Below are 12,593 nucleotides of genomic sequence, written 5' to 3' on the forward strand. Positions count from 1 at the left end.
GGACCGCCGAATAAAAGGATAAACGGGAGGTGTGAGATGAGGAGCAGAACCTTTTTTCTCTTTGTGGCACTTTCCTTTGCATTGTTATGGCTTGGACTTGCCCGTGCCTGTCCCGCCGCTGCAGAGGATCTCAAGCTTGACAAGGACACGGCCCTTCCCATAGCGGGGAAAGGCACGAAGCTGATGTTCGCCGGCGGCACGAAAGTGAAACTCAATGGGGAGAGGCAGGTCGAACAGGGAGTAATTGCACAGGATACGGCCCTCGGTGTTCCCGGGATAGCCCCGGGCCCTACCTTCAAAAAGGGCACCAAGGTCACTTTCGCCTGGCAGGGTATTGTGAAAGAGGGGACCCTCGCTGATGACGCGGTGCTCAAGGTGGAAGGGACCGGTCAGTCCATCAGGTTCAAGGGGGGCTGCAAGGTCATATTCGGCGATTCGGGCCTCCTCTGCGGCACGCTGGCTGAGAGCCTGTCACTTCCCAACCCGGCCAGGAGATGGGTTCCCGAGACCTTCCCTGCAGGGACTTACGTGATGTTCACCGCGATCACGGGCCATGTTTACCTGGTGGTGCCTCCAAAGTAGGGCGGCTTTTCTTCAGGTTGCTTTCAATGTCTCTGAGGAGACGGGGGTCCGCCTTGCCGCCAAGCTTTATGAATGCGGCGATATCCTCATGGGCCCGCGTAAAATCCCCGACCTGGAAATAGGTGATGGCGCGGTTCCTGAAGGCATCGGCCAGGCGGGGATTGAGCTCCAGGGCTTTGCTGAAGTCATCGATAGCCGGGCGATAGTTCTTCCGGGCGCCATGGACTGTACCCCTGCCGTTGTATGCCTCGGCCCTACGGGGATCAAGTGCGAGGGCCCTCGCATAGTCTGTAAGGGCAGCTTCGGCGTCGCCTGCCGCTCTCCACGCATCACCGCGCCTTGTAAAGGCAATGGCGGACTCCGGTTCCAGTTTTATCACGGCGGAATAGTGGCTGAGAGCTTTTTCAGGCCTGCCTCCTGCAAGGCAGATATTCCCGCAGTTGAAATGCACCTCCGCTTCATCTTTTCCCAAGGCTATGGCCTTTTCGTAGTCAGAGAGGGCCCTGTCATATTCGCCCCTCCCATAGAAGAGATTCCCGCGGCTCTTGAGGGCTGCAGGGAATGACGGGTCAAGCTCAAGGGCTTTCCCGTAATCGACGAGGGCTTCATCATGCCTCGCCAGGCTTCTCAGGCAGTCGCCCCGGATGCAGTATCCCTCGGGCCTGCGGGGGGCAATGGCGATGATCCTGCTGAAGTCCTCCAGGGCCTTTTCCCCTTCTCCCTGCCGTGAGAGGAGATTCCCCCTCTCGAAATATGCCTCGGCGAAATCCGGCCTGAGCGTTATTGCCTCATTGAAGTCCGCGAGGGCCCTGGCGCTGTCTCCCTTCATCACGTATACCTTCCCGCGGGCAAGGAACGGCTCAGGGTTGGCAGGTGCCACCGCCACGGCATTATCGAAATCTTTCAGCGCCTCATCGAGGTTCCCCTGGTTCACATGCCAGGTACCGCGGAAGTGATGGCCTATGAAGCTCCGGGGATAGCAGCGCACCACTTCGGACCAGAGGGTGAGGCCGTTCTTCCAGACCGCGCACATGTGCCAGGTCATGGATCCGAAGAGGCAAATCACCGCGAGTACCGCAATCGTAAGGGCCGCCCTGAGGGCTCTGCCCCGTGGAGCTGCGGTGGCATAAAGCCATGTAAGGCCCTCGCATGCAAGGTAGATAATCCCGATTGAGGGGATATAGGTATTCCTGTCGGCCGTGAGCTCGCGGCCCAGGGTGGGCACGAGCTGGAGGACGGGAAAGATGGTGATGAGGAAAAAGAGCCACCCGAAGACCAGGCGCCTGGAACGTCCCGCCGCGATGAGGATCAGCACGGTGGCTGACAATGAGATGGCGAAATAAAGGCCGCAGTGAGGGGGAAGAATCTGCTCTATGCTTTCATGATAGGGATACACGGGGGAGAGCCCCAGGGGGAGCATGATCTTCCCGAGATAGAAAAGCAGAAGGTAGCCGGCAAGCAGCATATTATGGGCCGCGTTAAAGACCATTTTCTCCTTCACCGCACTGCCGGAATAGAGGGAATGGACCAGAAGTGCCGCCAGGGCCCCTGCCAGCACGAGGTAGGGGATTTTCTCCACAAGGGTTTTTCTCCCGATCTTTCTCTGGAACAGGTAATCCAGCAGCAGCAGCAGGAAAGGGAGCGTGACGCTCATGGTCTTGGAAAGAAGGGAGAAAAGAAAAAATACCAGCGAGAGGGCATACCAGATCCCTTTCTGCTCCTTCAGCCAGAGGACGTACCAGATCAGGGAGGCCAGGAAAAACAGGCCGTAAAGGAGGTCCTTTCTCTCCGAGACCCAGGCTACCGACTCGACGCGGAGGGGATGGATGCCGAAGAGCATGGCGGCAAGGAAAGCCGTGAGGACTCTGCCGTCGAGCAGCCAGATCAGGAAAAAGACGAGCACGATGTTGATCAGGTGCAGGATCACGTTCGTGAGATGGTAATAAAAGGGATTCAGCCCGAAAAAATGATGCTCAACAGAGAAAGAGAGAAGGATCATGGGGATGTAGTGCTGCCCTGCCATGGGAGTGAAGAGGGCGGTGATGTTTTTCAGGGAGAGATCCCTGATGAGGGGGTTCTCGGTGACAAGGAACTCGTCGTCCCAGTTGATGAACCCGTTGCCCAGCGACGGCGAAAAGGCGATGAAGTTCACAAGGACGAGGAGCAGAAGGGCGAGCACTATTCCGCGGTGTTTCATGGCCTCCTGGAAGCGTGAGGGATTGCTTGCATTCCAACGGGAGCACGACGCACCTTATACCGGGGGATATAATGATGGGTCATTTCTGCTCCGGAGTATATTGTAGCAGAAAGATGCATTTTTGTGAATACGGCGGGAGCCTCGTTCCAGGTAAGGCCGGTTTTCTGTCGAACACTCCATGAAACATGACCTTTGGGGTGGCGGTGCCATGCTTTACGGAGTCTTTTTCGCCGCGGTCTCTCTTCTCTGCGCAGTCTATGCCTTCAATCCCGGCGGCGTCTCGATGCTTCTCCTGTGGCCTTCCGCATCGTTCATGACCGTCGCAGTGGCATATTTCACGAGAAACGGCTTCATATTCGGCAAGAGGCGCGACGGGAGGCTCGGTGCTTTCAGGGTTATCGTGCTTCTTCCCTTTCTGCTCACTATCTGGCTCATGTGGCATATCCTCAGGGCACTGCGGCCCGAGCCGCCCTGCCACGAGGTGGCTCCCGGCCTGTTCCTGGGGAGGCTTCCGCTCCCCGGCGAGGTGCCTGAGGAGGTCAGGGTCATCGTCGATATGACGGCGGAGCATTATGAGCATGCCGAGGTGATGAAGGGAAGAGAGTATATTCTGATACCCACGCTTGACGGCTCTGCGCCGGGGACCGATCATTTCGTGGCAGCCATGAGGCATGTCCTGCCGGCCGGGGGGGCCATGCTGGTCCACTGCGCGGAAGGCTACGGCCGCTCAGCGATGTGCGCCGCCGTCATCATGGTCCTGAAGGGCGCCGCGAAGAACATAGAGGAAGCCGAGGAGATAATGAGGCGCTCACGGAGCCGCGTGGCAATAAGGTCCTCGCAGAGTGAGTGCGCCAGGAAAGCGATAAGGGCCCTCGCCGAAGGCCTGTGAAGAGTGACCGCTCCCCTTTTCCCCTGGCCTCCTGCTGGGAAGCCTTCCTCAAGAGCGCGGCATAGTCCCATGCAATACGGGCTTTTGCTCAGAGCCGCTTTCTTGTGCCGTTCCCATACACCAGGAAGGGCGTCCCTTCCGAGGGGGAGCCGAAGGTGAAGGTAAGGTCATGGGGCGCCCTGCCCCGCACGGTGAGGGTCCGAAGGCCGTGGAGAAGGTGGAGGTGGCAGGCCTCGCAGAGCACGATGAGGTTCCACTCGTCATCGGTGCCCCCCTGGGAGCGCCTGATGATATGGTGCACATGGAGGTTTTTGCGGCAGCGGCAGCCCGGGGCCTGGCAGCGGAACCGGTCACGCTTGAGGATCCTGTGATGATGTGCCGCTTTTTTCAAGCTTCCCTCAGTGACAAGGTAGTCCGCCAGGAGGGCGGCAAGAAATTTCTCTTCAGGGCTGATGAGGCTCCCGGCGCCTTCCGCCTGGGAGAGGCGGCTGAGAAAGGCATGGGCCGCGAGGTTCCAGACCTCATAGAGCTCCCGGGGGAGGAAGAACTTGATCGTCATGGCGCCCTTCACTGCACGGGAGGGGTCCAGTGAAGAGATGACGTCCCTGAGAAATACCTCCTCGGGGCTCTCGCCGCGAGGAATGGTGCAGATCCGCAGGGCTTTTTCCAGTGACTGATGGCAGGAGCACATGGGATTCTGGCACCCATGGGGTGCCTGCTCCTTCCCATTGCATGCCCCTGCATACCGATGATCACTCCCCGCCTGGTCTCCGAGGCCCGCACACAGGCGCGAATTTTTTTCAATTTTCATCTGGGCCTCGGAGGCCATCATCTCTTCCACATCGCCGAAATATTTCCAGGGCTTCTCAAAGCGCCTGTCCCGGGAAGCGACGAGCTCCTCATCGTCTGCCCGAAGAGGCCACGAAGGATTGAGCGAGGGGCCTGTGTACCAGGACCCGCTCATTATGAGGACCTGCACCTCCGAAGAGAGGTCATGGAATCTCTCGTCGGTGACATAGCGGAATCCGGGAAGAATCTTATAATTGTGTGAGGCAAGGCAGTCATACTCCAGGATCCTGGCGATGCGCCCCGCCTCTTCCCTGAGGTCAACGGTGGGGACGCTCGCCGCATAGGCAATCCACTGGGATTCGTTTCTGGAGTCCACCACGGGGAGGATGAGGCGGGCCTGCTCCCTGGTGATGACGCCTTGCTTGAAGGCATCCTCGGTGAGGGAATGGCGGCGGAAGCCCTCGGCGAGCTTAATGAGCTGGCGGGTCTGGGCCATCGAGAAGCCGCACCGCTCCCCGGCGTAGTCCTCGATGAACTCATAGCCGAGAAGGCGTTGGAGCTGCCTCGCATCCATCGCCCGCAGGAGCATCCCCGTGGCCACGTCGAGCCTCTGGCGGATTGAGGCGGCCTTGATGAGGCGGTCCGCAACAGCCCTGGCGGAGACCCCGGCGCCTCTTCCCGGCCGGGCCTCTTCCAGCCACGACGGGAAGAAGATGCTCCAGGGTGATGACCACGGAGTCTCACCGGCCCCTCCCTCGCCGCCCTGCCCGGTGATCTCGTCGGGATCGCTGATGCGGCGGTTGCCCATCCGCTTCTTTAAAAGAGGCACCCGGGAGAAGAGGGGGCGGCTCCCCTCGGCATCAAGCGCCGGAAGCTCTGGAGCGATTTTCCCTGAGGCCATGAAGTTCGCGAGGAGCGCCTCGACAAACCCAGAAAGGGGCCCGTCATAGTGCTCCCTGTCCCGGAAAAGCGAGAGGGCGAAGTCCCAGGTGAGGGCAAGTGATGGTGACACGCTGAAATGCATCATCGTGCCCTCGTCCCCGGTGCATTGCGATTCATCGCTCAGTGGGCCGCAAGCGGAATCCGCCGCGCCTGATGCTGAATCCATCGCTCCCTCAGCACAAGAGCCATGAGCCGCTGCAGTATTCTCACCGGCCTCGAAGGCCTGCCCGCCCGCCATGCTCACGCCGGAAGGGGCAGTCGAGCCGGCTTTCCCTTCGGCGAGCGACTTCTTCACCTCCCTCTCGAGGCCGCAGAGTGAGCGCCCCTCTGCAATGGCGAGCCACCAGGACTCATTCTCAGGGGTGATGACCCTTGAGAGCTGCCTTAAGGCGCTCTTCGCGATTTTTCCCTGCAGATAAGCCTCCCGGGTGAGAGGCAGGTTCCGAAGAAGCTCATAATTGTGCATCAGCTCCGACGCGGTGCGCCCCGAGAACGAGAGATGCTCCGTGGCGAAGGTCCCCATGGAGCGGTATCCCAACTCCCCAACCCCTTTCGTTTTCAGAGTGACGAGAAGGCCACCGAGTGTAAGGTCAAGCGCCAGGCGGCCGCGGACTGCCTCACAAAGTAGAAAATCGATGCGCTCTGCCCGCTCATCCCTGTCGATGGAGCCGAAGGAGATCTCCTCCGTGAGCTTTTCGGCTTCGGGGATGAGGCCTTCCCTTGTGATCTTGACCAGGTGCTCCGGCCTGCATGAGGTTTTCTCGGGGAACTCATAAGGCTCCGGGAGGAGGAGCATATCCTCGCAGTCCTGAGAAGACAAAGAATCATTGAAGTAAAGAAGCTCCTCTTCATCGGGGAGAAACAGATCACAGATTGTTTGGGTCTCATGTGTATCCATAACCCCATTGTATCATATCAAAGAAAAAATATCAAACAGGTCACCCATCAAAAACCCATTCACCGCAAAGATAAAACGACGTCGCAGGATGGCCTCCTGAGGGCCTGGAAGGGGCGAAGAGGGTAAAAATGACTCTGAAGGCCCTTAGGCTCAAGCCAGCGAAGGACCGGGCCCCTTTCCATGGGCTTCAGCTCCCGTCTGCCGCCGGGAGCCTCCATGCTAAAACTTCCGATATCTTTTAATCTACGTGGAGATGTCAGATATCTTTAACCTGCCCCCGGCATGCCAGCGTTTCCCGTGAGTTACGCAGGCATAATTCACGTCAATTGCTATGTCATCAAAAAGGGCTTTCTCCCCGGGGCCCACGGCAAGCACCTTGGCTTCACTGATATTCACCGATACCACTTTCCCCCGGCCCATCAGAACTCAACCTCCCTCGCGCTGGTAAAGGCGCCGCTTTTCCCGCCCCGCTTCTCATGCCGGAGGGTGAGTGAAAGACGCTGCTCCCTGGCGGAAGATGCCTGGTGCGGCGGCAAAAAAAAAGAAGAGCCTCCCGGGCTCCTCTTCATGTATCTTTTCTTCGCTCCTTACCTCCCCGAGGTCTGCGTGTTCTCCGCTTCCTTGGGGATTGTTCTCTTCCTGAGGAGGAAGTCTTTGTAGATCGAGTAGTCACCGTCGTGGACCTGCGACTTATCGACAAGCGGGATAATCACGAAGGGCATGTTTCCCGCCGAGAGGACCGTCCCTGCATAGGCGCTGTAATTGGCCTCGCTGCCGTAGAGGGTCGTTATCATATACTGGACGTAGTCGCCGGTGTTGAGGAGATCGGTCGGGTAGAGGAGCTGGTTGATCTCGTACTCAATCGTCGAGAGCGTGATGATGAGCTGCTCAAGCGGGTAGGGGAACGGGTTCAGGTTCCCGTTGTCGGGCACAGGCGTGGGCGGCACCGGCGGGATGGGCTCCGGCGGGTTCGGAGTGGGCGGTACCGGCGGAGTGGGCTCCGGCGGGTTCGGAGTGGGAGGCACCGGCGGGGTGGGCGTCGGCGGCTCGGGAGGAATGGGTCCCGGCCCTGGGCCTGGTGCGACAATCACGAGATAGACATTGCCTGTTCCGCCGTCTGACGTGGCCGTGACAGTGCCGCCGGGGATATAGACGATCATGGGCTGTGCTGCCGTGCCCACTGAGCCGCCATTGGCCTCGAGGGTGATATTGTTCACGTGATGATCGGAATTGATGGCTATCTGGCCCGGCGTGGCGTTCAGGATGGAGCCGTTCTGCGTCGTCACCGTCACGTCGTGATTGGCGTTGAGGTCGCTTATCGTGAGATCTCCGCTTTCCGCCGCAAGGTTGATGTCGGTGCCGGCGGTGACACCGCCCAGAGGGTAGTTCCAGGAGGTCATGACCACAGGGCCTACGGTGAGGCCGTCACCGGTCGTGGTGTCCAGCTCGTTGGTGTAGACGCTCCCTGTCGTGGCCACAGCCGCCATGTTGGTCACATCGGTCTCGATAGGATCAGCGGGCGTGACGTCATCGCCGGGAGTGCCTATATCGTTCTGCGCCTCGAAGGTCACATCGGCGGCCGTCACGTTCACCGCGTCGCCGTTCCCGTCAACAATCGAACCGCCGAAGGCGTGGAGGCTCACGGTCTGCCCTGCGGCGCTTATCTCGTTGGTGAGCGTGATATCGCCCAAGGTGCAGTTGATGCCCACGTCCCCGCTGGCGGTGATGCCGGTGCTACCGTCGCCGATGGTAAGGCCGTCGGCTTCATCGACAAAGACGGTGCCGGGGGTTCCGGGGACGCCGTTTGCGTTTGCCGTGAGGATGTTCACGTTGGTGTTGATATGGTTCGCTACCGTGCCGACATCGCCGTTGGTGGCGTTAAGGTGCACCGTGTCTGTTGTGATAGCAGCGGCGGCATTGTCCTGGGTGATGGAGTCATCGGCGTTGATGGTGACGGTGTCGCCTTCGGCGGTGATGCTGCCGCCCAGGGTCACGTTCGCATCGGAGTTCAGGGTCACGTTGCCGGTTCCTCCGCCTGCTCCTGCGGTGATAGAGTTGTTCACGTCAATGTCGCCGCCTGCGTTGGTCGTAAGGGTGACATCGCCGTTTCCTCCGGGCACCGCGTTCCCTGCCGACACTGCGGTGTCGATGGTGAGTGTGCCGCCCGTGGCGATCTCGATGTCGGTACCTGCCGTGACGCCGCCTGCGGGGATGCAGGTCGTGGCCGTTATCGTGAGGCCGTTGCCCGCGAGATCGATGTCATTGACAAAGACGCCGCCAGTGCCGCCATCAGCGGCAAGGGTGGTGATGTCCACTATGAGAGGCGCGATGCCGCTTCCCACGCCGGTACCTGCCGTGGCGCCCAGGATGGACGAGGTGACCTGGCCGCCGCCGTTGGTGATGGAGCCCGCGGCGTTCAGGCACACGCCGTCATTTTCGGCGGTGACCATGCCGTTCACGTTGATGTCGCCAGAGGCGGTGGTGACAGAGATGTTGCCGTCGCCGCTTCCTCCGGGTGAGCCTGCCGTGACGGTGGCAAGGTCGGCCTGCCCAGCCGAATTGAGAGTGATATTGCCGTCGGCCGTGGTGACGCTGGTGGCGTTCATGGTGCCGCCTGCGGTGGTGGTGAGGTCGATGTCGCTTCCCGCCCCTGCGGTGGTGACGGAAGTCGCTGTCATGTTCCCGCCGGCGCTGATGGCGATGACGCTTCCCGCCCCGGTTGTTGAGACACTGGTAAGGGTCACCGCGTTGGCCTCGTCGATGGTGATACCGCCCGTGGCGGTGGTGGCCGTGATGCTGTCCACATTGGTGTTGATGTCGTTGCCGCTGCCGATGCCTGTCGTCGCCGTGAGTTCTGCCGTGGCTGCCGTGATGTTGTTGCCGGTGCCTGTAGAGGCGATGGCTCCGGCGGCATTCACGGTGACGGTGTCGTTCTGCGCGGTGAGGGAGCCGCCGAGAGTCACGTCACCGTTGGAGGTGACGGTCACATCGCCGTTTCCGACGCCTGCGCCGCCTGAGGTGACGGTGGAGCCTTCGTTGACGGTGACACTGCCGCCGCTGGTGGTGGTGATGCCCACGTTGCCGGAGGCTCCCGTGGCGTTATTGGCCGTGACGTTTGCGTTGTTGGCAATGGTGATATCGCCGCCGTTGCCGGTGGTGAGGGTGACGTCTCCGCCTCCGCTCGCGGCGTTGGTCCCCGCGGTGACGTTGGCGTTCACGTTGACGCTGCCTCCGTTGGTGGTGGTGAGGGTCACTTCGCCCGCGGCGCCCGTGGCGTTGTTTCCTGCGGTGACGGCGCTGTTCACGGTGAGGGTTGAGCCGGTGGAGATGACGGCATCGGTGCCTGCGCTCACGCCGTTGACGCCGCAGGTCGTGTTGATGATGGTGAGGCCGTTTCCATTGCTGTCAACGTCGGTGATATACACGCCGCCGGCCGTGCTCTGGGCTCCCATCTGCGCCACGTCCACCTTGAGCGGTGCGCCGCCTGCGCCTATGTCATCCTGAGTGGAGATGCCCAGCGTGTTTGAGAGGACCGCTGCACCGCCGTTATTGTTGATGAAGGCGCCGTTGGCCGCGCTGAGGCACACGCCGTCATTCTGGGCGGTGATCTTGCCTGTATTGTCAACGGTGATGTCGCCTGTTGACGAGGTGATGGAGATATTGCCGTTGCCGGCCCCGGGCCCGCCCGTTCCCGCGGTCACGAGGTGAATATTTGCATCGCCGGCTGAGTTGAGACCAATATCGCCATCAGCGGTGGTGACGGACGTCGCCGTCAAGGTGCCGCCTGCTGTCGTGGTGAGGGCGATATCGCTTCCCGCACCAGAGGTGGTGACGCTTGTGGCTGTCATGTTTCCGCCGGCGCTTATTGTGATGCCGCTTCCGGCGCCTGTCGTCGAGACGCTGGTGAGGGTCACGGTATTGGCTTCATCGATGGTGATGCCGCCGGTGCCGGTGGTGGCCGTTATGCTGTCCACGCTGGTGTTGAGGGCGTTGCCGTTGCCGATGCCTGTCGTCGCCGTGAGGTCTGCCGTGGCGGCGGTGATGTTGTTGCCGGTGCCTGTCGAATTGATGGCTCCCGCCGCGTTGACGGTGACGGTGTCATTCTGGGCATTGAGGGAGCCGCCGAGGGTCACGTCGCCATCTGAGGTGACGGTCACATCGCCGTTTCCTATCCCTGCGCCGCCCGCGGTGACGGCCGATCCGGAGTTGACGGTGACGCTGCCGCCGCTGGTGGTAGTGATGCCCACGTTGCCGGAGGCTCCCGTGGCGTTGTTGGCCGTGACATTCGCGTTGTTTGCAATGGTGATGTCGCCGCCGTTGCCGGTACCAAGAGAAACATCGCCGCCGCCGCTTGCCGCGTTGGCTCCCGCGGTGACGTTGGCGTTCACGTTGACGCTGCCGCCCGAGGTGGTGGTGAGATTGACATCGCCTGCGGCGCCCGTGGCGTTGTTTCCTGCGGTGACGGCGCTGTTCACGGTGAGTGTGGCGCCTGTCTGTATGGTCACATCGGTTCCGGCGGAGACGCCGTTTATGCCGCAGGGCGTGTTGATGATGGTAAGGCCGTTTGAGTCGGTGTCCAGGTCGGTGACGAAGACTCCGCTTGTGCCGCCTTGTGCTCCCATGTTCGCGGCGTCAATGGTGAGGGCCGCAAGGGCCGTTCCCACTCCCGTGTCGGAGTCAAGGCCGACGGTTTCCGCGGTGACTTTTCCGCCGCCGTTGGTTATTGCGCCGCCCGCGTTAAGGCACACGCCGTCATTGAGTGCGGTGACATTGCCGTTCACGTTGATGTCGCCTGTCGTGGTGGTGACGGAGATGTTGCCGTCACCGGTGCCTCCGGCCGTGCCGGCCGTGACGGTGGTAAGGTCAGCCTGCCCTGCTGAATTGAGGGTGATATTGCCGTTCACCGTCGTCACTGAAGTGGCAGCCATCGTGCCGCCTGCAGTGGTGGTGAGGGCGATGTCGCTTCCGGCACCGGCGGTGGTAACGCTGGTGGCCGTCATGTTCCCGCCGGCCGATATAGTGATGCCGCTGCTGTCGCCGGTGGTGGAAACGCTGGTAAGGGTCACGGCATTGGCTTCATCGATGGTGATGCCGCCGGTGCCGGTGGTGGCGGTGATGGAATCCACGCTGGTGTTGAGGGCATTGCCATTGCCTATGCCGGCATCTGCCGTGAGGTCTGCCGTGGCTGCCGTGATGTTGTTGCCGGTGCCTGTTGAGGCGATGGCTCCCGCCGCGTTGACGGTGACGGTGTCATTCTGGGCATTGAGGGAGCCGCCGAGGGTCACGTCGCCATCTGAGGTGACGGTCACATCGCCGTTTCCTATCCCTGCGCCGCCCGCGGTGACGGCCGATCCGGAGTTGACGGTGACGCTGCCGCCGCTGGTGGTAGTGATGCCCACGTTGCCGGAGGCTCCCGTGGCGTTGTTGGCCGTGACATTCGCGTTGTTTGCGATGGTGATGTCGCCGCCGTTTCCGGTGGTGAGGGTGACGTCTCCGCCTCCGCTCGCGGCGTTGGTCCCCGCGGTGACGTTGGCGTTCACGTTGACGCTGCCTCCGTTGGTGGTGGTGAGGGTCACTTCGCCCGCGGCGCCCGTGGCGTTGTTTCCTGCGGTGACGGCGCTGTTCACGGTGAGGGTTGAGCCGGTGGAGATGACGGCATCGGTGCCTGCGCTCACGCCGTTGACGCCGCAGGTCGTGTTGATGATGGTGAGGCCGTTTCCATTGCTGTCAACGTCGGTGATATACACGCCGCCGGCCGTGCTCTGGGCTCCCATCTGCGCCACGTCCACCTTGAGCGGTGCGCCGCCTGCGCCTATATCATCCTGAGTGGAGATGCCCAGCGTGTTCGAGAGGACTGCTGCGCCGCCGTTGTTGTTGATGACTGCGCCGTTTGCCGCGCTGAGGCACACGCCGTCGTTTTCCGCTGTTATCTTGCCGGTGTTGTCAACGGTGATGTCGCCTGTTGACGAGGTGATGGAGATGTTGCCGTCGCCGGTGACTCCCGGTGAGCCTGCGGTGACGAGGTGGATATTCGCGTCGCCGGCCGAGCTGAGACCGATATTGCCATTGGTGGTGGTGACCGATGTCGCCGTCATGGTGCCGCCCGCCGTGGTGGTGAGAGCGATATCACTTCCCGTGCCCGAGGTGGTGACGCTTGTGGCCGTCATGTTCCCGCCTGCGCTGATGGCGATATCGCTGTTGTTCCCACCAGCGGAGACATTATTGAGGGTCACGCCGTTTGCCTCGTTGATCCAGATGCCGCCGTTGGTGGTGGCGGCGTTGAGGGTGCCCACGCT

General features: G+C 61.2%; 7 protein-coding genes. 2 read left to right on the forward strand and 5 right to left on the reverse strand.

All coding sequences use genetic code 11. The features are described from left to right. Nucleotides 1-36 precede the first annotated feature (36 nt). A complete protein-coding gene (locus RDV48_23660; protein ID MDQ7825819.1) occupies nt 37-582 on the forward strand; it encodes a hypothetical protein in 546 nt (181 codons plus the stop codon). Here RDV48_23660 and RDV48_23665 read toward each other — a convergent pair. After that, nucleotides 545-2,779 (reverse strand): tetratricopeptide repeat protein, encoded by a 2,235-nt coding sequence (locus RDV48_23665; protein ID MDQ7825820.1) that lies wholly within the window; start codon nt 2,777-2,779, stop codon nt 545-547. The two genes, RDV48_23660 and RDV48_23665, sit on opposite strands and share 38 nt — an antisense overlap. Nucleotides 2,780-2,987: 208 nt before the next feature. Here RDV48_23665 and RDV48_23670 point away from each other — a divergent pair, with 208 nt between their 5' ends. Next, complete coding sequence (locus RDV48_23670) at nt 2,988-3,668, forward strand: hypothetical protein (GenBank protein MDQ7825821.1); 681 nt, start codon at nt 2,988-2,990, stop codon at nt 3,666-3,668. A gap of 88 nt (nt 3,669-3,756) precedes the next feature. On the opposite strand, the gene RDV48_23675 is transcribed toward RDV48_23670, so the two are convergent. From RDV48_23675 to RDV48_23690, 4 genes are all read right to left on the reverse strand, one after another. Beyond that, nucleotides 3,757-6,297 carry an HNH endonuclease signature motif containing protein gene (locus tag RDV48_23675; GenBank protein ID MDQ7825822.1) on the reverse strand — a complete coding sequence of 847 codons (2,541 nt, stop codon included), beginning with the start codon at nt 6,295-6,297 and terminating at the stop codon, nt 3,757-3,759. 243 nt (nt 6,298-6,540) lie between these two features. Continuing rightward, a complete protein-coding gene (locus RDV48_23680) occupies nt 6,541-6,717 on the reverse strand; it encodes a hypothetical protein (protein MDQ7825823.1) in 177 nt (58 codons plus the stop codon). Then, entirely contained in the window at nt 6,717-6,866 is a 150-nt protein-coding gene (locus RDV48_23685; GenBank protein ID MDQ7825824.1) for a hypothetical protein, read from the reverse strand. Before RDV48_23685 ends, RDV48_23680 begins: the two co-directional genes overlap by 1 nt. Nucleotides 6,867-6,884: 18 nt before the next feature. After that, the gene (locus tag RDV48_23690; GenBank protein MDQ7825825.1) at nt 6,885-12,590 is read right to left on the reverse strand and encodes a hypothetical protein; all 5,706 of its coding nucleotides are present in this window, start codon (nt 12,588-12,590) and stop codon (nt 6,885-6,887) included. Nucleotides 12,591-12,593: the final 3 nt, after the last annotated feature.

It is taken from the genome of Candidatus Eremiobacterota bacterium (assembly GCA_031082125.1).
GTDB lineage: Bacteria > Vulcanimicrobiota > CADAWZ01 > CADAWZ01 > Ess09-12 > Ess09-12.

Excerpts from the sequence above, each read along its gene's own strand:
- RDV48_23670 (MDQ7825821.1), top strand. The coding sequence starts at position 2,988 with ATGCTTTACGGAGTCTTTTTCGCCGCGGTCTCTCTTCTCTGCGCAGTC.
- RDV48_23685 (MDQ7825824.1), bottom strand. The coding sequence starts at position 6,866 with ATGAAGAGGAGCCCGGGAGGCTCTTCTTTTTTTTTGCCGCCGCACCAG.
- RDV48_23665 (MDQ7825820.1), bottom strand. The coding sequence starts at position 2,779 with ATGAAACACCGCGGAATAGTGCTCGCCCTTCTGCTCCTCGTCCTTGTG.
- RDV48_23680 (MDQ7825823.1), bottom strand. The coding sequence starts at position 6,717 with ATGGGCCGGGGGAAAGTGGTATCGGTGAATATCAGTGAAGCCAAGGTG.
- RDV48_23660 (MDQ7825819.1), top strand. The coding sequence starts at position 37 with ATGAGGAGCAGAACCTTTTTTCTCTTTGTGGCACTTTCCTTTGCATTG.
- RDV48_23675 (MDQ7825822.1), bottom strand. The coding sequence starts at position 6,297 with ATGGATACACATGAGACCCAAACAATCTGTGATCTGTTTCTCCCCGAT.